Source organism: Stenotrophomonas sp. SMYL89 (genome assembly GCF_036319985.1).
In the GTDB taxonomy this organism is placed as follows: domain Bacteria; phylum Pseudomonadota; class Gammaproteobacteria; order Xanthomonadales; family Xanthomonadaceae; genus Stenotrophomonas; species Stenotrophomonas maltophilia_Q.
Map to the genome: position 1 here is coordinate 97,298 of NZ_JAWIRW010000002.1, position 23,830 is coordinate 121,127.

Sequence of the window (23,830 nt, forward strand, 5' to 3'; positions counted from 1 at the left end):
TGTGAATCGATGTGGCATAGGGTGCCGCATTTCAGAATACGGTGATCTAATCGGAATCAGTCGCAGTTGCGCCTGCGGCTACAATCGGCCCACGAGTTCGGAAAGGACGTGCGATGCGACGTACATGGCGTTGGGTGCTGGGCGTATTGATCGCCATCGTCCTGGTCACCGCCCTGGTGCTGTGGCTGCTGCTGCGCGGCAGCCTGGCCGACCTGGACGGCGAGCATGCGCTGCCGGGGCTGGCCAAGCCGGTCACCCTCGAACGCGATGCGCTGGGCGTGGTGACCATCACCGCCGCCAACCAGGCCGACGCGATGCGCGCATTGGGTCGCGTGCATGCGCAGGAACGTTATTTCGAAATGGACCTGATGCGCCGCAGTGCCGCCGGTGAGCTGTCGGCGCTGTTCGGGCCGAAGGCCATCGACGCCGACAAGCGCATGCGCGTGCATCGGCTGCGCGCGCGCACCGAGGCGAACATGCAGGCTGCACTGGGCGACAACATCGAAGCCGTGAGCGCCTACGTCGGTGGGGTCAATGAAGGCCTGGCCGATCTCTCCGTGCGCCCGTGGGCCTACCTGCTGCTGCGGCAGTCACCGCAACCGTGGAAGGCCAGCGACAGCGTGCTGACCGGGCTGGCCATGTACGCCGACCTGCAGGACCCGGGCAACCAGACCGAGCTTGCACTGAGCCGCATCCGCGCAGTGGTGCCGTCCGCGCTGTACGCGCTGATCGCCCACGACGGCACCGAATGGGATGCACCGCTGTTCGGCGAACCGACCGGCAACGCCACGCTCCCCGATGCCAGCCAGCTCGACCTGCACACATTGAAGGGAAAATCCGGCACCGCGCAGGAAGAGGCGGACGCTGTCGGCAGCAACAACTTCGCGGTGGCGGGGGCGCTTACCGCCGATGGCCGCGCTATCGTCGCCGACGACATGCACCTGGGCCTGCGCGCACCGGGCCTGTGGTTCCGCGTGCGCCTGCGCTACCCCGACCCGCAGGCTGCCGGCGGCCAGGTCGACGTCACCGGCTTCTCGCTGCCCGGCCTGCCGGCCGTGATCGTCGGCAGCAACGGGCACGTGGCCTGGGGCTTCACCAACAGCTACATCGACACGGCGGACTACCGGACTGAACCGGCCAACGCCGCCGCGACCGTACATGAAGAACGCATCACCGTAGCCGGCCGGGCCGACGTGGTGTTCCCGGTGCGCGAAACCGCCTGGGGCCCGATCCTGCACACCCATGCCGATGGCCGCAGCGACGCGCTGCGCTGGGTCGCCCATCTGCCGGGCGCGGTACGGCTGGACTTCAGTGACCTGGCCCGCGCTGGCGATCTGGACGCGGCCCTGCGGTTCGCCGACCACGCCGGCATTCCCGCGCAGAACCTGGTGGTCGGCGACCGCAGCGGACGCATCGCCTGGCGCCTGATCGGCGCCCGCCCGGACCGCGGTCCGGGCTGTGCACCGGCCGGCTTCACGGCCACCAGCAACCAGGACTGCGCCCCCTGGCCGATCCGCAGCGATGCCTCGCCGGCACTGATCGACCCACCCAACCATCGCCTGTGGACCGCCAACGGCCGCGTCCTCGACGGCGAGGCACTGGCCAGTGTCGGCAACGGTGGTTATGACCTCGGCGCTCGTGCGCGGCAGATCCGCGACCTGCTGGCGATCCAGGAGCGCTTCGACGAACACGACCTGCTTGCGATCCAGCTCGACGACCGCGCGGTGTTCCTGCAGCGCTGGTGGGCACTGCTGCACGACGTCATCGAACGCAGTGACGATCCCGCGCTGAAGCGATTGAAGGCGGTCAGCCATCAGTGGGGCGGGCGCGCTTCCGCCAACTCGGTCAGCTACCGGGTGGTGCGCGAGTTCCGCACGCAGGTGATGGAGACGCTGTCCGATGCGCTGCTGGCACCGGCCAATGCGCAGCTGGGTGAGGACTACCTCGATCCGCGCCTGGCGCAGCTGGAAGGCGTGGCCTGGCCGATGCTGCAGCAGCGCCCGGCCAACCTGCTGCCGCCAGCGTTCGACAGCTGGGATGCGCTGCTGATCGATGCAGCACGTCGCACGGAAGCCGAGCTCTCCAGGCAAGGCCCACTGGCCAAGCGCACGTGGGGGGAACGCAATACCGCGGCAATCTGCCATCCGATCGCACGCGCGCTGCCGGAGTTCGCCAAGCGCTGGCTGTGCATGCCGGCCGACCGCCTGCCTGGTGACCGCGACATGCCGCGGGTGCAGACGCCGAACTTCGGTGCTTCCGAGCGCATGGTGGTATCGCCCGGCCACGAGGCCGACGGCATCGTGCACATGCCCGGCGGCCAGAGCGGGCATCCCCTGTCTCCGTACTGGGGCGCCGGCCACGAAGACTGGGTGCATGGCCGCCCGACCCCGTTCCTGCCCGGCAAGGCGCAGCACACCATGACGCTGGTGCCAGCGCGGTAGTGCCGGCCGCTGGTCGGCAACCCCGGAAGACCCGGGGTCAGATCCCTTTTCCAAGGGAAAAGGGATCTGACCCCATCACCGACGGTAGCGCCGCTCGATCAGGTTCAACAGCGGCCCGGTCATCGCCGTGGTCACCAGCGCCATGATCACCAGCACCGCAAACAGGCGGTCACCGAGCAGGCCCAGCTCGTAGCCCAGGTTGAGCACGATCAGCTCCATCAGGCCGCGGGTATTCATCAGCGCGCCCAACCGCCATGCCTCACGCGTGGGCATGCCGGCACTGCGCGCAGCACTGAAGGTGCCCAGCAGCTTGCCGGCCGTGGCCACCACGATCACCACCGCGCACAGCACGATATCGCTGGCCTGCAATGCGTCGGCGCGCATCCGCAGACCGGTCATGGCGAAGAACAGCGGCAGCAGCAGCGTCACCGCGAACGGTTCGACGCGGGCCATCAGCAGCTCGCGCAGCTGCACGTTGGACGACACCGCCACGCCCGCAGCAAAGGCACCGAACAGCGCATGGATGCCGAGCATCTCGGTGACCAGCGCACTGGCCAGCGACAGCAGCAGGATGCCCAGCAGCCAGCGCCCTTCGCGTCCCGGCGCGATCTGCTGGCGGGCGAACCAGGGCTTCACCAGCCCCAGCATCAACGCCACGAACGCAACCACGCACAGCAGGTTGAGGCTGGCCGGCAGCCAGCCACTCGCCTGGGCCGCGGCAACGATCAGCGCCAGCAGGCACCACGCGGTGGCGTCGCCCAAGGCGGCGCAGGCGATGGCGGTCTGGCCCAGCGATGTCTGGGTGATGCCACGGTCGGCGAGGATGCGCAGCAGCACCGGGAACGCGGTGATGCTCATCGAGATGCCGACGAACAGCGCGAACGCAGTGAAGCCCACACCTTCGGGGCCGTGCTGCGGGTACAGCCAGATCGCCAGCGCGATGCCGAGCACGAACGGCACCGCGATGCCGGCATGGCTGACCGTGAACGCAAAACGCCGTCGCCCGCGCAGCGCAGCCAGATCCAGCTCGGCACCGGCCACCAGCAGGAACATCAGCACGCCCAGCTGGCTGAGCATGCCCAGCGGCCCCAGCGAACTGCCCGGGAACAGCGCCCCATGCAGCTGCGGCAGCACGCTGCCCAGCACCAACGGGCCCATCATCAGGCCGGCCGCCATCTCGCCGATCACCGCCGGCTGGCCCAGCCGCTTCAGCAGTGCGCCCGCCCCCTTGGCCACCAGCAACAGCACCAGCAACTGCAGCAGGAACAGGCCCAGCGGCGAGGCCAGATGCTGCGCCCAGCCGCCCTCTGCCACAGCCGTAGCGCGGGCAACCGCAGCGGGTGCAGCAGGGCCAGCGAAGCGTGCCAGCAGTACACCGGCAAGCAAGGGCAGCGCGGCCCATGCCAGATAGCGCCATCCCCACTTCATCGGCGGCCGTTGGCTACCGCGCGGTACGTCCATGAACATTCCCCAATGTGCAGGGCGCCGATGATACGTCGCAAAAAGGGGACGGAGGGGACTAAGTCCTCCTTGTGCTCGCCGGTCATGGCCCGGCGCTACCATCGCTCGGTAGCGCCGGGCCATGCCCGGCGGAAGCATTACGCCAGGGCTTGTTCGTGCACGCCGGCGATCGCGCGTCCGGAAGGGTCGGCCGCCGCCGCGAAGCTGGCATCCCAGGCGATCGCCGCCGGCGAGGAACAGGCAATCGATTTGCCGCCCGGCACGGTCTCGGCCGCCGCGCGGCTCGGGAAGAACTGCTCGAACAGGTGGCGGTAGTAGTACGCCTCCTTGGTCTGCGGCGGGTTGTGCGGGAAGCGCTTGTCGGCGGCCGCCAGCACACGATCGCTCACCTGCGCTTCGGCATGCGCCTTCAGCCCATCGATCCAGCCGTAGCCGACGCCATCGCTGAACTGCTCCTTCTGCCGCCACAGGATGCTGTCCGGCAGGTAGCCATCGAACGCCTCGCGCAGCACCGCCTTCTCGATGCGACGGCCACCGAACCCGGCACCGACCATCTTGTGCGCGGCATCGAAGCGCATCGCCACGTCGAGGAATTCACGATCCAGGAACGGCACGCGCGGCTCCACGCCCCAGGCCATCATCGATTTGTTGGCACGCAGGCAATCGTAGTTGTGCAGGGCGTCGAGCTTGCGCACCAGCTCGTCGTGGAATTCGCGCGCATCCGGCGCCTTGTGGAAGTACAGGTAACCACCGAAGATCTCGTCGCTGCCTTCGCCGGACAGCACCATCTTCACGCCCATCGCCTTGATCCGCCGCGCCAGCAGGAACATCGGCGTCGACGCGCGGATGGTGGTGACGTCGTAGGTTTCGATGTGGCGGATCACTTCCGGCAGCACGTCCAGGCCTTCTTCGAAGGTGTATTCGAACCCGTGGTGCACAGTACCCAGCGCTTCGGCAGCAACCGCGGCAGCGGCCAGATCGGGGGATCCCTTCAGCCCGATCGCGAACGAGTGCAGGCGCGGCCACCAGGCTTCGGTCTGCCCGCCGTCCTCGATGCGACGGCGCGCGTAGCGTGCGGCCACGGCGGCCACCAGCGATGAATCCAGACCACCGGACAGCAGTACGCCATACGGCACGTCGCTCATCAGCTGGCGCTCCACGGCGTGCTCGAAGGCCTGCCGCAGTTCGGCGAGGTCGGCCTGGCGGCCCTGCACATCCGCATACTCACGCCACGGCTGCTGGTAGTAGCGCACCAGTTCACCACTGGCGCTGTCGAAATAGTGGCCCGGCGGGAACTGCGCGACATCGGCGCAGGAATCGACCAGCGCCTTCATCTCCGAAGCCACGCGCAGGCGCCCCTGCGCATCGTGGCCCCAGTACAGCGGCACCACGCCGACCGGGTCGCGCGCCACCAGCACGCGGCCGCTGTCACGGTCCCACAGCGCAAAGGCGAAGATGCCGTTGAGCTGCTCCAGCCACTGCGCCGGCGATCCGCCCTGGCGGTACAGCGCGTTGATCACTTCGCAGTCCGAGCCGGTCTGGAAGTCGTAGGCGGTGGTCAGCGCGGCCTTCAGTTGCTGGTGGTTGTAGATTTCGCCGTTCACCGCCAGCGCCAGCTGGCCGTCGGCAGACAGCAGCGGTTGCGAGCCGCCGGCCGGATCGACGATGGCCAGCCGCTCGTGGACCAGCAATGCGCCTTCGTCCAGGTACACGCCGCTCCAGTCCGGGCCACGGTGGCGCTGGCGCTGCGACAGTTCCAGCGCGTGCCGGCGCAGGGCGGGAAGATCGTCACCGGCCTGCAGGCCGAAGATTCCGAAGATCGAACACATGGCGGAGCTCCTGTTGGGGGATTTCACGAGGGGAAGGTGTTCGACCGGCCATCCAGGCCCGGGAAGGCTGCGCCCGGGCACAAAAAAACCCGCATCGGCCGATGCGGGTTTTCTGGTGTCCGGGCGTGTGTTGATGTCTATCTACCCAGGGCGCAGTCCCGCATCGGCCGCGCACGATTATTCGCGCGCAGATTATTGCGGTTGTTGTTATTGACGGCGGTGGCCAGGCGGATCGACATGGGATCGACCGTACCCCGGTTTCCGGCGCGGCGCAACAGTTGCGTTGGCAACCACGCGTGAAGCGCATAATGGCGCGCCCAGCAATGTGTAATGGAAATGCAACACCGCACTGGATGCACTGCCGTACTGGCCGCCCTGCTCTGCCTGGGCCTGGCGGCCTGCCATACCCTGTCCCCGCCCTCCAGGCTGCCGCCCGCGCAGCAGCAGGCCCTGGAACAGCGCGGCAGCGACGGCAGCTTTGACGGCGCCTGGGATACCGCAGAGACCTTCGAGCGCTTCAACGACCCGCGCGCGATCGCCTACTACGAGCGTGCCGCTGCGGCCACGCCCTGGACCTTCCACAACACCAAGGCGGAAGAAGCACTGGGCCGGATCTGGACCTTCGGCACGCTGCGGCATGCCGACAGCCCCCGCATCGATCCTGCACCGGTGCTGCGCGCTTCGTGGCGACGCGGCGAGCGCGCCTACCTGGCTGCGGCCAACCACGGCAATCCCTACGCGTTCCACGACTTGGCTGCAGCCTATCGCCAGCAGGGCGACGCACAGCAGGCCCTGCGCTGGGACCTGCGCGCGATGATCCATCACCGCTATCCAAGCCGTTCCTCGCGACTGCCGGATGCAGTGGCCGCGAAGGCCGGCACCGTGCACCCGCTGGTCGCCCACCTGCAGCGTCGCGCGGCGCGTGGCGATGCCGAGGCGCAGGTGGATCTGGGCGCGCTGCTGGAACGCGGCGTGGGCGTGCCGAGCGATCCGGCACATGCGTTGCAGCTGTATCAGCGTGCCGGGGAACAGGGCAATGTGTTCGGCCAGTACTTTGCCGGGCTGCTGCTGGGCCGGAGTGCGCCGGGCGTGGAGAAGGACACCGAGGCGGCGGCACGCTGGTTCGCGAAGGCCGAAGCGCAGCACTTCTACATGGCGGCGCCCAGCTACTGGAAAAAAGCGGTCGAGCCGCCGTTCTTCCTTTTTTCGGAATAGTAGAGCCGGGCCGTGCTCGGCTGCTTCTGCCGGTAGACACCAGCCGAGCATGGCTCGGCTCTACAGGGATGCAGCCCCGGCGGGGGGCGTGCCGACCAACGGTCGGCACCCACCATTCCCACCTCACCGTCCTTACACCAGCAGCCGTTCCACCAGCCGCTGGTACAGCCCGGGCAGTGCTTCCAGTTCGTCCACGCGCACGTTCTCGTCCACCTGGTGGATGCTGGCGTTGACCGGTCCTACTTCGATGCACTGCGCACCCAAGGGTGCGATGAAGCGCGCATCGGAGGTACCGCCGCCGGTACTTTCTTCCGGCGCGCGGCCGATGTGCTCGGCCAGCACTGCGCGTGCAGCGGCGCGCAGCGTGCCTTCCGGGGTGTAGAACGGCTCGCCGCTACGGTGCCACTTCAGCGTGTACTGCAGGCCATGCCGGTCCAGCAGTGCGGCAATCTCTGCTTCCAGCTTCGGCGCGTCCCAATGCGGGTTGTAGCGGAGGTTGAAATCCACTTCGAGCTCGCCGGGAATCACGTTGTTGGCACCGGTGCCGGCGTGGATGTTGGAGATCTGCAGGCTGGTCGGCGGGAAGCTCTCGTAGCCGTCGTCCCAGCGTCGCGCACTCAGTTCGGCCAGTGCCGGCGCCGCCTGGTGGATCGGATTGCGCGCTTTCTCCGGGTACGCCACATGCCCCTGAACGCCCTGCACGCGCAGCTTGGCGGACAGGCTGCCGCGGCGGCCCACGCGCAGCAGGTCGCCCAGCGTCGCGGTCGATGACGGCTCACCGGTGATGCACCAGTCGATGCGCTGCCCCCGTGCGGCGAACAGGCGTGCAACGTGGCGCACGCCATCGATGGCATCGCCCTCCTCGTCGCTGGTCAGCAGTACCGCCAGCGTGCCGGGATGATCGGGATGCGCGGCGACGAACTGCTCGGCGGCGACCACGAACGCAGCCACGCTGCCTTTCATGTCGGCAGCACCGCGCCCATACAGCACGCCATCGCGGATCTGTGGGGTGAACGGGTCGCTGGTCCAGGCTTCGCGCGGGCCGGTTGGCACCACGTCAGTGTGGCCCAGCAGGACCAGTACCGGTGCGCCCTGGCCATGGGTCGCCCACAGATTGTCGACTTCGCCCAGGCGCAGGTGGTCACAGTGGAATCCAGCCTGCTTCAGCCGCGCCGCCAGCAGCGCCTGGCAACCCGCATCGTCCGGCGTCACCGAAGGCCGTGCGATCAGCTCGCAGGCCAGGTCAAGGACGGTACTCATGCGTCGCCCAGGCCGAAGCGGGCCTTGAAGCCGTTGTCACTGAAACCCTGGCTGGCCTTGCCATCGGCGGTGACCACCAGCGGGCGCTTGATCAGCTGCGGGTACTCGCGCAGCAGCAGCTTCCACTCGGCCTCGGAATCGGCGGCCTTGCGGTTGTCCGGCAGCTGCCGCCAGGTGGTGGAGGACTTGTTGACCATCGCCGCCAGCCCCCCCAGCTGCGCGGCCCATTCCAGCAGCATTTCCGGGCTGGGTTTGTTCTCGCGGTAATCGACGAAGGTGTACGGCACGCCGAAGCGGTCGAGCCACTTGGTCGCCTTCTTGCAGGTATCGCAGTTCTTCAAACCGTAGACAGTGGTGCTCATGGCCATCTGTGATGCTGGAAAACAGGGGTCCAGAATCTCACAACAGGCGCTCGGACACGACCCGGAACGGCACTCTCGGCAAGCGGAAGACCAGGCCCGATTCAAGCGCCACGCCCATCGCCTGCAGGCGCGGGCAGTGCAGCTCGCCCGACAGGCGCAGCGGCTGCAGGCTGCCGATGTCCACCGGCAGCGCGATGCGGGTACTGGCCCAGTACCGATCGCAGGTGCGGGCGATGGCTTCGTCCTGGCAGGTCAGGAAGCGCAGCAGGGCCTGACGGCCACCGAACGCCGCCGACCATGCGTCGTGCCGCCAGCCATCGGCTGCCTGCCACTGCAGTCCCAACGCGGGTGCACTGCCCTGCCCGCCTTCAATCAGCGTGTGGCCACGACCCGAGGCATCCAGCACATGTTCGAAGAGGATGGAAAGATGGGGTTGCATGGCATCGCTGAACGCGCGCGCGCCAGCGACGAAGGCCAGCTGGTCCATCACATTGCGATCAAACAGCACCACCGGTGTGCCTTCCGGATCGTCGTCGCGGCGCAGGTACCAGCGCCAGTTGCTCTGCCGCGGCGACGGCATCAGCGCGCGCAGCGGCCCGGCCAGCGCGGGCCCGAAGTGCCCGTGACGGTAGCTGAGGATGGTGTACGGCGTGCGCCCGGCATGCACCACGTAGTGATGGCCCGGTGGCGGCAACGGTGCATGGCGCACGTCGACCCACCAGCTCGCGTAGACCACGTCGCGCACATCGCTGGCCAGCGCTGGCATCGGCCAACGCCGTGACAGCGCGCGACGCAGCCGGCTCCAGCGGGATGCATGCAGCAGGCGCGGCAGCATCCGTCCGAACGCGGTGTCGGACGGATGCCGGTAGATCGCGGACTGCGCCAGGTCTTCCGGCGCAGCCACCTTCAGTCGGCCAGGCCGCGCAGCAGATCGTTGACGCTGGTCTTGCTGCGGGTCTTGGCATCGACCTGCTTGACGATCACCGCGCAGTACAGCGAGTGGGTGCCGTCCTTGCTCGGCAGCGAGCCGGATACCACCACGCTGTACGGCGGGATGTAGCCGTAGCTGATCTCGCCGGTGGCGCGGTTGTAGATGCGGGTGCTCTGGCTGAGGAACACGCCCATGCCGATCACGCTGTGGTGGCCGACCACCACGCCTTCCACCACTTCCGAACGCGCGCCGATGAAGCAGTGGTCTTCAATGATGGTCGGGCTGGCCTGCAGCGGTTCCAGCACGCCGCCGATACCGGCACCGCCGGACAGATGGCAGTGCTGGCCGATCTGCGCGCAGGAACCAACGGTGGCCCAGGTATCGACCATGGTGCCTTCACCGACATAGGCGCCGATGTTGGTGAAGCTCGGCATCAGCACCACGTCCTTGCCGAAGTACGTACCGCGGCGGGCAATGGCGCCCGGCACCACGCGCACGCCACCACGACGGAACTTCGCTTCGTCATAGCCGGCAAAACGCGATTCGACTTTGTCCCAGAACGGCGCCGGGCGCGCATCGACCACGGCCATGTCGTTGACGCGGAAGTACAGCAGCACCGCCTTCTTCAACCACTCGTTGACCTTCCAGCCACCATGGCCGTCCGGTTCGGCAACGCGGAATTCCCCGCTTTCCAGGCCATCGATCACACGGTTGACCAGCGGCCTGGTCGAGCCTTCCAGTTCGTGCAGGGTCAGCGTGGCGCGGCGTTCGAAGGCACTTTCGATGCCGAACTTCAGTTCTTCCACGCCCGGCGTGGCCGGCTTGCGCAGCGATTTGCGGGCGATGGTTTCGGCGCGTGCGGCTTCGGCACTCTTGGCCGGGGCCTTCTTCGGTGCCGCCACCTTCTTCGCCGGCGCCTTCACCGCTGCGGCTTTCTTCGGCGCAGCCGCCTTCTTCGCGGCCGGCACGGCGGCAGTTTTTTTGGCCGCTGCGCTCTTGGCGGTGGCAGCAGTCTTCTTAACAGGCTTGGTGGCCATCAGGCGGGGTCTCCGGCGTTTCGATCAGGGTCCAGGCAGGCCAGCATCGCGTCATGCAGCTGCTGCCGGGCAGGTTCAGTCAGGGGGAGGTCGTGTTCGTCACTGATCACGAAGGTGTCTTCGGCGCGTTCGCCGAACGTAGCAATGCGCGCATCATGCACGCGCAGGCCCTGGTTGCGCAGCACGAACGCCACGTCGGCCAGCAGGCCAGGACGGTCGGGAGCGACCAGGGCAAATCGGGTTGCGCCCGGTTCATCGCGGAACTCGATGCGCGGCGCGAAGCGGAAATGACGCAGCTGCCGCGGCACCACCCGGCGCGACGGGCGCAGGCGCGACAGGTCACCACTGAGTGCCTCGCGCAGCGCGGCCTCCAGATTGGCACTGCTGCCATCGGCGAAGCTGTCGGCCGGGTTCACTTCGAAGGTATCGAAAATGGTGTCGGCCGGACCATCCAGCACGCGCGCGCGATGGATGCCGTAGCCCTTGCGGTCCAGGGTCATCACGATGGCGGCGAACAGGCCGTCGCGGTCCGGTGAATGTACAAACACTTCCAGTGCCGGGTCGTCGACGCTGATGCGGCGCACCTTCACCAGCGCCTGGCCCTGTTTCACCGGTACCAGCGCGGCGGCCTGCCAGGCCAGCTGCTCCGGGCGCAGGCGGATGAAGCCTTCGTCGGGCATCACCGCGAACTGGCGGTCGATGGTGGCATCGTCGTAGCCCTGCTCGCGCACCAGCGCACGCACGCTGTCACGCGCCTCGGCCACGCGCTCGGCGGCAGGCACCGGGTGCTCAAGGCCTTCACGCAGCGCGCGCCGGGTGGCGAAATACAGGTCGGCCAACAGGCGGTCCTTCCACGCGTTCCAGAGCTTCGGGCTGGTGCCGGCGATATCGGCACAGGTCAGCAGGTACAGGTAGTCCAGCCGGTCGCGGCTGCCGACCAGGGTCGCAAAGCGATGGATCACCACCGGATCGGCGATGTCCTGCTTCTGCGCGGTCACCGACATGCGCAGATGCTGTTCGACCAGCCAGGCCACCAGTTCGGTGTCGGAGATGCTCAGGGCATGGGTCTGGCAGAACGCGCGCGCATCGACCGCGCCCAGTTCGGAGTGATCACCGCCACGACCCTTGGCGATGTCATGGAACAGGCCGGCCAGCAGCAGGAGCTCCGGCTTGCGCAGGCGCGGCCACACTTCATGCGCGATCGAGAAGCGCTCGTCGGCGCGGCTGCTGGCGAACTGGCCGATGTTGCGCAGGACCATCAGCGTGTGCTGGTCCACCGTATAGACATGGAACAGGTCGAACTGCATGCGCCCGCTGACCTGGGCGAATGCCGGAATCCACTGGCCGAGCACGCCAAGCCTCGCCATGCGCGAAAGCGTATCGACCGGGCGCTGGCCACGCAGCAGGGCCAGGAACTGCTCGCGCGCGTCGGCGTCGGCCTGGTCGTAGGCCGGCAGCAGCGGCAACGATTCGGCCAGCGCGCGCGCGGTCAGCGAATGCAGGCCGCGTACCTGCGGATTGTTGGCCCAGCCGGAGAACAGCGCGAACACCTGGCCGATATCGCCGCGCGGCCAGTCAGCATCATTGGCCGACAGGTAGCCGCGTCGCAGGGAAAAACCCACGGTCAGCGGTTCCGGCTGCGCCTCGCCATCGAACTGTTCCTCGAAGCGCTGCAGCAGGCGGTCACTGATCCGGCGCACCACCAGCGCGGCGCGGTAGAAGCCCTGCATCATCTTTTCGACACCGAGATTCTCGGCATCGTCTTCGAAGCCCAGGCGCGCGGCCAAGGTCTTCTGGTAATCGAAGCGCAACCGTTCTTCCGGGCGCCGCGCCACCAGGTGCAGCCCGAAGCGCAGACGCGCCAGCACCGCACGCTCGCGCTTCAGCGCGGCCGCTTCGTCGGCCCCCAGGTGGCCCAGGCCGACCAGCGCTTCCAGGTCGCGTACGCCAAAGGCGCGCAGCGCCATCCAGCCCAGCGTGTTGAGATCGCGCAGGCCGCCGGGGCCATCCTTGAGATCCGGTTCCAGGTTGTCGGCGGTATCGCCGAAACGCTGGTGGCGGTTGCGCAGCTCTTCCAGCTTGGCCAGGAAGAAGGCACGTGCAGGCCACAGCTCACGGTCGTCGATGGCCTCGCGCAGCGCACGGCGGGCAGTGTCCTCGGCCAGGATCGGACGCGCCTCGATCAGCGCGGTCAACACGGTCTGGTCGGCAGCAGCCTCGCGGCACTGCGCTGCACTGCGCACCGCATGGCTGACCGCCAGCCCGCAATCCCACAGCAGCGCGAACAGGCGTGCCAGTGCGGATTCGTGCGCCAACTGTGCCGGCGGGTCGCCAAACACCAGCAGGTCGATGTCCGAGCGCGGGAACAGTTCGCCGCGCCCATACCCCCCCACTGCGAACAGCGACAGGCCGCTGTCGAACGGCAGGCAGCGCTGCCAGGCCAGGCGGATCAGATGGTCGGCCGCACGCGCACGCAGCGCCAGCAGGCGCTCGATGTTGTCGCCCTGGTCGAAGCGGCGGTACAGGCGCGCGTCCGCCTGCTGCAGCGCCTGGCGCGCAGCAGCAGCCCAGTCCGGGTCGTTGAGCGACGCGGCCGGCGTGTCCAGCAGCGAACTCGCCGGCAACATCCTCAGGAGACCTGCGACTCGCCCGGCGACAGGGTAAGCACGTCGACGCCGGTCTCGGTGACCGCGATCATGTGCTCCCACTGCGCCGACAGCTTGCGGTCCTTGGTCACCACGGTCCAGCCATCCGGCAGCACCTTGTTGTAACGGGTGCCCTCGTTGATCATCGGCTCGATGGTGAAGGTCATGCCCGGCTGCAGCACCAGGCCCTGGCCCGGACGGCCGTAATGCACCACCTGCGGCTCGTCGTGGTAGACCTTGCCAATGCCGTGGCCGCAGTACTCGCGCACCACGCTGAAACGCTCGCCTTCGGCGTAGCTCTGGATGGCATGGCCGATGTCGCCCAGGGTTGCGCCCGGACGCACCGCACGGATGCCACGCCACATCGCTTCGTACGTGGTTTCCACCAGGCGGCGGGCCATCACCGACGGCGTGCCGACGAAGTACATGCGGCTGGTGTCGCCGTGCCAGCCGTCCTTGATGACGGTCACGTCGATATTGATGATGTCGCCATCCTTGAGCACCTTCCCTTCGCTGGGAATGCCGTGGCAGATGACGTTGTTGACCGAGGTGCACACGGTCTTCGGGAAGCCGCGGTAGCCGACGTTGGCCGGAATCGCGCCCTGCACGTTCACGATGTGGTCGTGGCAGATGCGGTCCAGCTCCTCGGTGGTGACACCGGGCTTGACGTGGGGGGTGACGATGTCGAGCACTTCACTGGCCAGGCGGCCGGCGATGCGCATCATCTCGATTTCCTGCGGGGTTTTCAGATTCACGCTCATGGCGCCCATTATCGCCGATCCGGCTGCAATCTGAACGAACGCCACCCAACTGGCGATCCGGGGCATGCACGGTTCCGGCAAGGAAAGTGAAAGCGTGACGCGCTCCACTCTTTCGCATGCCTATTTATCACGGATTACAGACACTTACCCGCACAAGCTGGCCCTGACCATCATCAAAGCGGCCCTGAACGTGCCGCCTTCGCCTTGTTCAACAGACCTTCGGGTCAGGGAGGTTGTCCATGCGATCCACGCTCCGCTCACCGCTCGCCTGGGCCCTGACCGGACTGTTGCTGGCCGGCCCCGCACTGGCGGCCGATACCACGACCTTCAACGTCACCCTGGTGGTCACCAAGGCCTGCACGATCACGGCCGCGGCCGCCACCAACGTTGATTTCGGCACGGCGGCTTCGACCACGGCGACCCCCACCCTGGGCCAGGGTACGGTGACCGCGCAGTGCTCGGCGCTGACCCCGTACACGATCTCGCTGAACGCGGGCGCCAACGCCAGCACGGCCAACGACGTCACCACCCGCCGCATGAAGAACACCAATGCGGCCGTGACCGCCAACAACTACGTCGGCTACCAGCTCTACCAGGACGCCGCCCACACCCTGGTCTGGGGTGCCACCACCGGCACCAATACCCAGGCCGGCATCGGCACCGGCCTGGCCGTGCCCTACATCGTCTACGGCCAGATCCTGAACCTGAGCACCAACAATCCGGCCACCGGCAACTACCTGGATACGGTCACCGCCACGATCACCTATTGATGGAGCACGCCCGCATGGCCGGACCCCGCCCGTGGCGCGCCACCGGCGTGGCGCTGCTCGCCCTGAGCCTGCTGCTCGCCACCGCCGTCGGCGCCACCAGCCTGCAGGTCGCCCCCACCAGCCTGCAGCTCGAAGCCCGCCAGCGCGCAGGCGAACTGTGGCTGACCAACAGCGGCACCTCGCCGGTCAGGCTGCAGGTGCGGGTCTTCCGCTGGGTACAGCAGGATGGCCAGGAACAACTGCTGCCCACCGATGAACTGCTGGCCACCCCTCCGATGCAGGAACTGGGCGCTGGCCAGCAGCAGCTGGTACGGGTGATGCGCCCGAACCACGAACCGCCTGCGGCACAGCAGTACTACCGGCTGATCGTCGACGAAGTGCCTGACCTGGCGACCCGCGCCAACGGCATGCAGTTCGTGCTGCGCTATTCGATTCCGGTGTTCGTGCAACCCTCGGGGGGCAAGCTGGCCGCGCAACTCCGGGCGCACCTGGTGAAGCTGGAAGACGGACGCAACGGCGTGGAGGTGGCCAACACCGGCAACAGCTATGCACAGATCGCCGACCTCGCGCTGGGCAGCGTCCAGCGTCCGCGCATCGTGCACCCCGGCCTGCTGGGGTATGTACTGCCTGGGCAGGTGATGCGCTGGCCGATCGAGCGCACGGCCATCGACCGCGACAACGACCAGATCACGGCCAAGCTCAATGGCGAGTCGGAACAGACGCCGCTGTCGCCACCACCGGCTCGCTGAGGCGTTGATGGGCGCGCTGTTGGCTGCCCTGGCTCCTGCGGCGACCGAGGCCGCCGATGTGTCCGGCATGGCTGCTGCCGCGGCTGCGGATGTCTCCGGGGTATCGGCCGATGCGATCCTGCCTGCGCCCACGCCCCTGACCGCCGGCCAGACGCTTTACCTGGATGTCTCGCTCAACAGCACGCCGCGCGGCCTGCTGCCGTTCACCGAAAACCGTGGCCGACTGCAGGCCAGTCCGGACGTGCTGCGCCAGCTCGGCTTCAGCGCCCGCGGCGATGCGCCGGTCTATCTGGACCAGATCAGCGGGGCCGTGGTGCGCTACGACGCGCATATGCAGACCCTGGCCCTGGACGTGCCACTGGACCAGCTGACCCTGCCGACCACCGTGCTCAGCCAGCCGCAGACCCGCGCACCGGCCGGCAGCGCCTCGCCCGGCCTGCTGCTGAACTACGACGTCTATGGCAGCCGGGTCGACACGCTCGGCAACCTCAGCCTCAGCTCGGAGCTGCGCCTGTTCGGGATCGGCAACGGCACCTTCGAAAACACCGCGATCAGCCGCCGCTACCAGCAATCCGGTGACCGCCGCTGGCGTGGTGAGAGCGTGCGCCTGGACACCCGCTGGAGCCTGGACTTCCCCGACAGAGCGATGACCCTGGACGTCGGCGACTTCTACAGCGGTTTCGTCGACTGGACCCGCCCCGTGCGCATGGGCGGCCTGCAGATCGGCCGCAACTACGGCCTGCAGCCCTACCGCGTGCTCACGCCCACCCCCAGCTTCCTCGGCCAGGCCGTGGTGCCGTCCACGGTCGAGCTGTACGTCGACGGCCTGCGCCAGTACAGCGGGCAGGTGCCGGTCGGTCCATTCCAGCTGGCCGCGCAACCCGGCATCAGCGGCACCGGCAGTGCACAGGTGGTGGTGACCGATGCATTCGGGCGCATGCAGACGCTGGATTTCAGTTTCTATGGCACCCAGCAGCTGCTGGCCAAGGGCCTGTCGGACTGGTCGGTCGGCGTTGGCCGCCTGCGTGAGGATTTCGGCCAGCGCTCCTTCACCTACGACGATCGCACCGTGGCCAGTGCCAGCTGGCGAGGCGGCGTGAGCGATACCTTTACCGGTGAAGCGCATGCCGAAGGCGGTGGGGGTCTGGCCCAGGCCGGCATCGGCGGCTGGTGGCTGCTCGGCGGTGCGGGCGTGTTCAACGCCGCCTATGCGCACAGCGACTACCATGGCCTGCAGGGTGGGCAATGGGCACTGGGCTACAGCTGGAACAACCGCCGACTCAACGTCAATCTGCGCACCGTGCGCAGCCATGGTGATTACCGCGACCTGGGCGCACTGCAGGGCAACCTGCCGCCGAGCATCAGCGAACAGGCCACGGTCGGCGCCGATCTGCTGCGGCTGGGCACACTCAGCGCCAGCTACCTGCGACTGCGCTACCCCGACGGCGAGGACAACCGCTACGCCAGCCTGTTCTGGTCGCGCACCTGGAGCCAGCGCTGGTCGGCGTACCTGTCGGTGAACCAGAACCTGGACAAGAGCGATGACCGCAGCATCTACCTCTCGGTCACCGCCAGCCTGGGCAACAACCGCCAGGCCAGCCTGTCCAGCCAGCGCAATGGCGACAGCCAGAGCTGGGTGGCCGATGTCACCCAGCCGGTGCCCGGCGACGGCAGCGCCGGCGGTGTCGGTTGGCGCGCGCAGGTGCGCCATGGCGAGGATGGCAATGGTGGCCTGGCCGAAGTCGGCATCCTCAATGACGTCGGTCGCTACTCATTCGGCGCCTCGCGCCAGGGCGGCCTGAACTATGCCTACGCCAGCGCCAGTGGAAGCCTGGTGTGGATGGGCGGGCATGCCTTCGCCACCCGCGAGGTCTCCGACGCATTCGCGGTGATCAGCACCAATGGCGTCGGCGGCGTGCCGGTGCGGCTGGAAAACCGGCTGATCGGCGTGACCGATGATCGCGGCCTGCTGCTGGTCAGCCCGCTGCTGTCCTGGCAGCGCAACCGCGTCTCCATCGATACCCTGGACCTGCCTGAGGACATGCGTGCCGACCGCATCGAAGACTGGGTGACCCCACGCCAGCGCGCGGGCACGCGGGTGACCTTCGCACTGCGCTCGCGGCCTTCGCTGAGCCTGACCCTGTACGGCATGGACGGGCAACCGCTGGAGGTCGGCAGCGAGGTGCAGCTGCCGGACGGGCGCCAGGCGCTGGTGGGCTATGACGGTCTGCTGTACCTGGAAGACGTGGCCGCCGGCAGCGTGTTGTACATCACCACCAGCCGCGGCCAGTGCCGGGTGAAGGTGCCGGACCTGCCCAAGGTGGTGGCCACCGGTGCACGCCCCAAACCGGCGCCGCTGCAGTGCATTCCGGAGGTGGCGCCATGAAGGTGCTGCTGCTCGGATTGCTGCTGGTTGCCGGCCTGCTGGCGGCGGCACCGGCACGTGCCACCGCGGTCTGCACCGCCATCGCCGATCCGACGCTGCCGTTCGGCAACGTGAACAGCAATGCGCCCGGCGCAACCACCGGCACGCTCAGCATCACGGTGTCCTGCACCACCGCCGCGCTGAGCCTGCTGGCCACCACCGGCGTGCGGGTCTGCGTGGGCATCGGCGCCGGCAGCGGCGGCGGCAGCAGCTCCACTTGGCGCACGATGAAGACCAGCGCCAGCGACAGCATGAATTTCCAGCTCTACAACACCTCCAACTTCAGCCAGGCAACCGGGCTGACCCCGCGCGGCACACCGCCGGCGCAGGAACTGACCATGACCTACAACGTGCCGTTGCTGACCGGCGGCAGTGGCGCGCAGGCCACCCAGCTGTTCGCGCAGATCCCGGCCAACCAGGTACTGGCGTCGGGCGCCTACAGCAGCACCTTCAGTGGCGCGAACGTGGTGCTGACCTGGGCCTGGAACGAAGTGCTGCTCGGCACGGCCACCGTGCCCGCCACCTGCAACGGCGGCGCCACCGGCACCAACAGCGCCAGTGCCGCCTTCAGCTTCACCGCCACCGCCGACGTGTTGCCGCAGTGCGGGAGCTACGTCACCACCAACATGAACTTCGGCAACGTCACCGGCAGCATCCCCGCCAACATCGACCAGACCGCCACCTTGACCCTGACCTGCCTGAAGAACACCGCCTACCAGGTCAGCCTCAACAACGGCCAGAACAACCCCACTGCCACCAGCACGCGACGCATGGCCACCACCATCGGCGCCAGCACCTACTACCTCACCTACGAGCTGTACCGCGATTCCACACGCACCCAGCGCTGGGGCAACACGCTGACCGTCGATACCGCCAGCGGCACCGGCACTGGCAGCGCGCAGCAGCTGACGATCTATGGCCGGGTGCCGCCGGTCACTGGCCAACCGCCGGCCGGCACCTACAACGACGTTGTGCAGGTGACGATCACCTATTGAGTCCCCTGTAGAGCCGAGCCCTTGCTCGGCTGCATTTTTTGGCAGCCGGCAGGCCGAGCATGGGCTCGGCTCTACAGTTCCGGCACATCCAGCCGATACCGCGCAGCGAGATCTTTCAGCACGGTGGTTGGCAGGTGGTTCGCGCAATTCTGATCGGGGCGATGCTGGTCGCCAGCACGCCCGCATGGGCTGAACCCAGTCCCGCGCCGCTGCAGATCCGCCTGACCGTGGTCGAAGCCTGTCGCGATGACCCCGGCAGCACCCACTGCCCCGTCCCCCACCAGCGCAGCGACGCACCGCAACTGCCTCCCCAGGTCCGCGAGCTCGCACCTCCCGTCGACGACGAAGACTCGACGTCCGCCGTAACCGTCATCTACTGATGCGGGCACTTCCGACCCTGTTGGCGACGCTGCTGGCGTGGCCTGCCGCAGCACTGGACCTGTTACCGACCACACTGCAACTGCCCGCCGAAGGTGGCCAGGGCGAACTGTGGCTCTACAACCCCGGTCCCGGCCGCTGGCAGGGGCGGGTGCAGATCCTGGCGTGGGAACAGCAGACCGACGCCGAAGTGCTACGCCCCACCGACCAGGTTCTCGCCAGCCCCACCCAGCTCGACATCCCGCCCGGTATCCGCCAGCGCATCTGGCTGCTGCCACGCCAACCGACACCCCCTGTCGGCGAACAGGCCTATCGGGTCGTCCTGGCTCCCACCACGCCAGGCCTGCAGCGCTATTCCCTGCCGCTGTTCCGAGGGCACGCCACACCAATGGCCCAGCCGCGGCTGCATGCAGGGATCGAACCGGGCCAGTCACAGACCTTTCTGCGACTGCGAAACACCGGTACCCTGCACGCACGCCTGAACGATCTCGCCTACATCACCAGCGACGGCCGGCGCACCCTGCTGCTGCCGGGCCTGGCCGGCTATCTGCTGGCCGGCCGTGAGCGCCGCTGGGCCCTGCCCGCCCACGCCCATGGCTACGCCGGCGGTCATTTCCAGGCCCGGCTGCAGGATGGCCGCGTGGTCGATCTGGCCGCTCCAGACCCGGCAATTGCAGCGAGCGCACCGAGCGGGCTATAATCGACCGGATTCCTGCCGCCTGCGTGCGCGGGAGCCCGTCCACACCGGACGTCACCGGTGAATCCACACCTGCTGCCCCCATCCGTGCCGGGGTGCTCCGCAAGGAGTTCGGCCACGGAGGCAACAGGGAAGCCCAACCCCGGAACCGATCGCGCTTCCACGCGTCCCGCATACCTATCCCCGCGGGCGGAATCGCTGGTTCCATATCAGGAGTATTGCAATGCCCCAGGTCACCATGCGTCAGATGCTGGAAGCCGGCGTCCACTTCGGCCACCAGACCCGCTACTGGAACCCGAAGATGGCTCCGTACATCTTCGGCGCCCGCGGCAAGATCCACATCATCAACCTGGAAAAGACCGTCCCGCTGTTCAACGACGCGATGAACTTCATCTCGTCGGTTGCCCAGAAGCGCGGCACCGTCCTGTTCCTGGGCACCAAGCGCAGCGCCCGCGAAACCATCAAGGAAGAAGCCGAACGTTGCGGCATGCCGTTCATGAACCAGCGTTGGCTGGGCGGCACCCTGACCAACTTCCGTACCGTCAAGCAGTCGGTTGCCCGCCTGAAGGAACTGGAAGCCGGTGAAACCGACGGCACCTTCGAGAAGCTGGTCAAGCACGAAGTGCTGGGCCTGCGTCGCGAGCGCGACAAGCTGGAAGCCTCGCTGGGCGGCATCAAGGACATGAACCGCCTGCCGGACGCCATCTTCGTGATCGACATCGGCCACGAAGACATCGCGATCAAGGAAGCCAAGAAGCTGGGCATCCCGGTCATCGCCGTGGTCGACACCAACTACAACCCGGAACTGGTTGATTACGCCATCCCGGGCAACGACGACGCCATCCGCGCCGTGCAGCTGTACGCCCGCGCCGCTGCCGACGCCGTGCTGGAAGGCAAGGCCGCTGCTCCGCACGCCGCTTCGGTGCGCGAAGAGGAGTTCGCTGAAGCCGCTGCCGAAGGCGAAGAGAAGCCGGCCCGCCGCGCTCCGGCCAAGAAGGCTGCCAAGAAGGGCGACGACGCCCAGGCCTGATCCAGGCCCCGGGGTGGACGCCCGGCGTCCACCCTCCCTGCGCGCAGCCCCTTGGCGCGTGACAGGACCGTGTCACACGGGCCGGCCACCATGCCGGCCCTACCCCTTTCTTTCGTGAGGTAATCCCGTGGAAATCACTGCTTCCCTGGTCAAGGAACTGCGCGAGCGCACCGGCGCCGGCATGATGGAATGCAAGAAGGCGCTCACCGAAGCCAACGGCGACATCGACGCTGCTGCTGAAGCCATGCGCAAGTCCGGCGCTGCCAAGGCCGACAAGAAGGCTGACCGCGTGGCCGCCGAAGGCCGTCTGGGCCTGGCCCAGGACGGCGGCAAGGCCGTGCTGGTCGAAGTCAACTCGGAAACCGACTTCGTCGCCAACGATGACAACTTCAAGTCCTTCGTCAACGCCGTCGCCGCTGCCGCCCTGGCATCGGGCGCCACCGACGTGGAAGCCGTGAAGGCTGCCAAGCTGGCCGATGGCCGCACCGTTGAAGAAGCCCGCGCCACCGCCGTCCAGACCCTGGGTGAGAACATCCAGATCCGTCGCATGGTGAATGTCGACACCACCGGCAACATCGGTGCGTATGTCCACACCAACGGCAAGGTCGGCGTGCTGGTCGATCTGATCGGCGGCGACGTCGAGCTGGCTCGTGGCCTGGCCATGCACGTGGCTGCGCTGAAGCCGCCGCACAACAAGGCTGCGGACGTTCCGGCCGACTTCGTCGAGAAGGAAAAGGAAATCGAGCTGGCCAAGATGTCCGAAAAGGACAAGGCCAAGCCGGCCGACATCCTGGAAAAGATCATCAGCGGCAAGATCAACAAGATCGTCAGCGACGTGACCCTGTACGGCCAGACCTACGTGCTGGGCGACACCACCGTCGAGCAGGTGGTCAAGGCCGCTGGCGCCGATGTTGCTGGCTTCAAGCTGCTGATCGTCGGCGAAGGCATCGAGAAGGTGGTGGAAGACTACGCCGCCGAAGTTGCCAAGGCGATGCAGGTCTGATTCCAGCCCTCGGGCTGTGAAACGACCAGAAGGAGCCGCGGGAAACCGCGGCTCTTTTTTTATGTCCGGGACAACGGGAGGCCCATGCTCCACCTGTAGGCGCCCCCGCCTTCTGTGGGTGCGCACCGTTGATGCGCACACCTGCACCTTTGCGTTGCGCGCGAATCAGGCCGATACTCGGCACAGGGAATCAACAGTCATTTAGCAGGAACGAAAATCGCGGACTGTGATGCATTCCTAGGTATTCTTGTCCCAATGGAATTGAACGACCCGACATGCCTCCCGAGCTGACAGCTGCCCTGGCGCTCTGCCGCAACCTGCCCTCGCCACCCGGTATTGCCCTGCGCATCATCGAACTGGCACAGGACCCGGAAGCGGATATCGCCACCGCCGCCGACATCATCGCCATCGACATGGCGCTGAGTGCTCGCATGCTGCGCATCGCCAATTCGCCGCTGTACGCCAGCCGCCGCCGGATCGAGAACCTCGGCCAGGCGCTGACCATGCTCGGCCTGAATGCCACGATCAGCCTGGCCCTCGGCTTCACCGTCACCGAGGGACTGACCGGCGGTACCGGCGCCGACCACGACCTGCGCCAACGCGCCTGGAAGCGCAGCATCCTCAGCGCGCTGGCCGCCAGCCAGCTGGGCCAGGCCCGCGGCCTGCGCCGGCTGGAAGAACTGATGCTGGCCGGCCTGCTGCAGGACCTGGGCGTACTGTGCCTGGCCCAGGCCGAATCGGAGCGCTACCTGCCGCTGCTGCGCAAAGCGCGCGACAACATCGATCTGGTCGCGCGCGAGCGTGACGAACTGGGCTGCAGCCACGCCGAGGTCGGCGCCTGGGTGGCCGAGCAGTGGGGCCTGCCCCGCTATCTGGTGGAGAGCATCAGCCACAGCGAAGACCTGGACGCTGCGGAATCGCCATTCCAGGCCTGCGTGCAGCTGTCCGGCGCGGTGGCCGACATCTGGCTGGACGATGACGCCGATGCCGCCCGCGAGCGCGCCCTGCAGCAGGTGCATGACCGCCTTGAACTGGACAGTGCCCGCTTCGACCAGGTCCTGGCCCGCATGAGCGAGGCGCTGCCGGACATCGCCAGCCTGTTCGAGGCCGGCCTGAATTCCCCCTCGCGGGTGCGCGAGCTGATCGACCACGCGCAGGAGCTGGCAACCCTGCGCAACCTGCGCGAGCTGCAGGATGCCGACCAGGCCCGTCGCCGCGCCGACGAATTCGAAGCCCGGGCCAAGCGCCTGGCCGACCAGGCCCATCGTGACGCCCTCACCGGCGTGCTCAACCGGCGCCAGCTGGAAGCCGTGCTGGAGCAGGAATTCCTGCGCGCCGGTCGCCAGGGCTGGCCACTGTCGGTGGCCTTCATCGACCTGGACGACTTCAAGAAGATCAACGACGCCCATGGCCACCTGACCGGCGACGAGGTGCTGCGGGCCTTTGCCGGCAAACTGCAGGGCCAGCTGCGCCACAGCGACACCGTGGCCCGCTTCGGCGGTGAGGAGTTCGTCGCGCTGCTGCCCAACACCAGCGAAACGGTGGCCCTGGACGTGATCCGCCGGGTGCTGGCCAACATCGTCGCCACGCCGATGGCCGAACTGGAAGGCGGCCCGCTGTTCGTCACCTTCTCCGCCGGCGTGGCCACCCAGGGCGGCTACGAACGCTTCGCCGACGTGCAGGACCTGCTGCGCGCCGCCGACGACGTGCTGTACCGCTCCAAGAACCTCGGCCGCAACCGGGTGATCGCGCGCTCCCCCGGCGCCCTCGGCCACGACGAGCTGTCAGCGACCGCGGGCGCCGAGCTGGGCTGAACGGGAAGCCCCGGATGACCGGGGCGG

19 protein-coding genes are annotated in these 23,830 nt (G+C 67.7%); 11 read left to right on the plus strand and 8 right to left on the minus strand.

The window, feature by feature from the left end:
• Nucleotides 1-113: 113 nt before the first annotated feature.
• Complete coding sequence (locus V3B41_RS03190; RefSeq protein WP_329860050.1) at nt 114-2,441, plus strand: penicillin acylase family protein; 2,328 nt, start codon at nt 114-116, stop codon at nt 2,439-2,441.
• A gap of 75 nt (nt 2,442-2,516) precedes the next feature.
• Here V3B41_RS03190 and V3B41_RS03195 read toward each other — a convergent pair whose 3' ends face one another.
• On the minus strand, nt 2,517-3,908 hold the full coding sequence (locus V3B41_RS03195) for a cation:proton antiporter (RefSeq protein ID WP_329860052.1): 1,392 nt from the start codon (nt 3,906-3,908) through the stop codon (nt 2,517-2,519).
• 131 nt (nt 3,909-4,039) lie between these two features.
• Complete coding sequence (gene asnB / locus V3B41_RS03200; protein WP_049427311.1) at nt 4,040-5,731, minus strand: asparagine synthase B; 1,692 nt, start codon at nt 5,729-5,731, stop codon at nt 4,040-4,042.
• 330 nt (nt 5,732-6,061) lie between these two features.
• Between asnB and V3B41_RS03205 the strand changes: the two genes are divergently transcribed.
• Nucleotides 6,062-6,946: a tetratricopeptide repeat protein gene (locus V3B41_RS03205; protein ID WP_100443633.1), complete on the plus strand. Its 885-nt coding sequence runs from the start codon at nt 6,062-6,064 to the stop codon at nt 6,944-6,946.
• Between the two features lie 132 nt (nt 6,947-7,078).
• On the opposite strand, the gene dapE is transcribed toward V3B41_RS03205, so the two are convergent.
• The 6 genes from dapE to map are packed head-to-tail and all read right to left on the minus strand — an operon-like array spanning nt 7,079 to nt 13,951.
• On the minus strand, nt 7,079-8,206 hold the full coding sequence (gene dapE, locus V3B41_RS03210) for a succinyl-diaminopimelate desuccinylase (protein ID WP_329860055.1): 1,128 nt from the start codon (nt 8,204-8,206) through the stop codon (nt 7,079-7,081).
• Complete coding sequence (locus tag V3B41_RS03215) at nt 8,203-8,574, minus strand: arsenate reductase (RefSeq protein WP_180849163.1); 372 nt, start codon at nt 8,572-8,574, stop codon at nt 8,203-8,205. The genes dapE and V3B41_RS03215 overlap by 4 nt, the downstream gene beginning before the upstream one ends.
• A gap of 31 nt (nt 8,575-8,605) precedes the next feature.
• Nucleotides 8,606-9,472 carry a hypothetical protein gene (locus V3B41_RS03220; RefSeq protein ID WP_329860058.1) on the minus strand — a complete coding sequence of 289 codons (867 nt, stop codon included), beginning with the start codon at nt 9,470-9,472 and terminating at the stop codon, nt 8,606-8,608.
• A 2-nt stretch (nt 9,473-9,474) separates the two neighbouring features.
• The gene (gene dapD / locus V3B41_RS03225) at nt 9,475-10,536 is read right to left on the minus strand and encodes a 2,3,4,5-tetrahydropyridine-2,6-dicarboxylate N-succinyltransferase (RefSeq protein WP_197619995.1); all 1,062 of its coding nucleotides are present in this window, start codon (nt 10,534-10,536) and stop codon (nt 9,475-9,477) included.
• Nucleotides 10,536-13,163, minus strand: a complete 2,628-nt coding sequence (locus V3B41_RS03230) for a [protein-PII] uridylyltransferase (RefSeq protein ID WP_295548000.1) — start codon at nt 13,161-13,163, stop codon at nt 10,536-10,538. The genes dapD and V3B41_RS03230 overlap by 1 nt, the downstream gene beginning before the upstream one ends.
• 2 nt (nt 13,164-13,165) lie before the next feature.
• Entirely contained in the window at nt 13,166-13,951 is a 786-nt protein-coding gene (gene map, locus V3B41_RS03235) for a type I methionyl aminopeptidase (RefSeq protein WP_005412748.1), read from the minus strand.
• A gap of 230 nt (nt 13,952-14,181) precedes the next feature.
• Here map and V3B41_RS03240 point away from each other — a divergent pair, with 230 nt between their 5' ends.
• The 9 genes from V3B41_RS03240 to V3B41_RS03280 all read left to right on the plus strand — a co-directional run bounded on the left by V3B41_RS03240 (nt 14,182) and on the right by V3B41_RS03280 (nt 23,803).
• Entirely contained in the window at nt 14,182-14,712 is a 531-nt protein-coding gene (locus V3B41_RS03240) for a spore coat U domain-containing protein (protein WP_049427402.1), read from the plus strand.
• On the plus strand, nt 14,712-15,461 hold the full coding sequence (locus tag V3B41_RS03245) for a molecular chaperone (RefSeq protein ID WP_049427399.1): 750 nt from the start codon (nt 14,712-14,714) through the stop codon (nt 15,459-15,461). The genes V3B41_RS03240 and V3B41_RS03245 overlap by 1 nt, the downstream gene beginning before the upstream one ends.
• A gap of 7 nt (nt 15,462-15,468) precedes the next feature.
• A complete protein-coding gene (locus V3B41_RS03250; protein WP_329860063.1) occupies nt 15,469-17,847 on the plus strand; it encodes a fimbria/pilus outer membrane usher protein in 2,379 nt (792 codons plus the stop codon).
• Nucleotides 17,844-18,881 (plus strand): spore coat U domain-containing protein, encoded by a 1,038-nt coding sequence (locus V3B41_RS03255; protein WP_329860065.1) that lies wholly within the window; start codon nt 17,844-17,846, stop codon nt 18,879-18,881. The genes V3B41_RS03250 and V3B41_RS03255 overlap by 4 nt, the downstream gene beginning before the upstream one ends.
• 59 nt (nt 18,882-18,940) lie before the next feature.
• On the plus strand, nt 18,941-19,261 hold the full coding sequence (locus V3B41_RS03260) for a hypothetical protein (protein ID WP_295547991.1): 321 nt from the start codon (nt 18,941-18,943) through the stop codon (nt 19,259-19,261).
• Nucleotides 19,261-19,959, plus strand: a complete 699-nt coding sequence (locus V3B41_RS03265; RefSeq protein WP_329860068.1) for a molecular chaperone — start codon at nt 19,261-19,263, stop codon at nt 19,957-19,959. Before V3B41_RS03260 ends, V3B41_RS03265 begins: the two co-directional genes overlap by 1 nt.
• Before the next feature lie 220 nt (nt 19,960-20,179).
• The gene (rpsB, locus tag V3B41_RS03270; protein WP_005408748.1) at nt 20,180-20,986 is read left to right on the plus strand and encodes a 30S ribosomal protein S2; all 807 of its coding nucleotides are present in this window, start codon (nt 20,180-20,182) and stop codon (nt 20,984-20,986) included.
• A gap of 127 nt (nt 20,987-21,113) precedes the next feature.
• On the plus strand, nt 21,114-21,989 hold the full coding sequence (tsf, locus tag V3B41_RS03275; RefSeq protein WP_005408747.1) for a translation elongation factor Ts: 876 nt from the start codon (nt 21,114-21,116) through the stop codon (nt 21,987-21,989).
• Nucleotides 21,990-22,264: 275 nt separating this feature from the next.
• Nucleotides 22,265-23,803 carry a GGDEF domain-containing protein gene (locus tag V3B41_RS03280; protein WP_049427356.1) on the plus strand — a complete coding sequence of 513 codons (1,539 nt, stop codon included), beginning with the start codon at nt 22,265-22,267 and terminating at the stop codon, nt 23,801-23,803.
• The last annotated feature ends 27 nt before the right edge of the window (nt 23,804-23,830 follow it).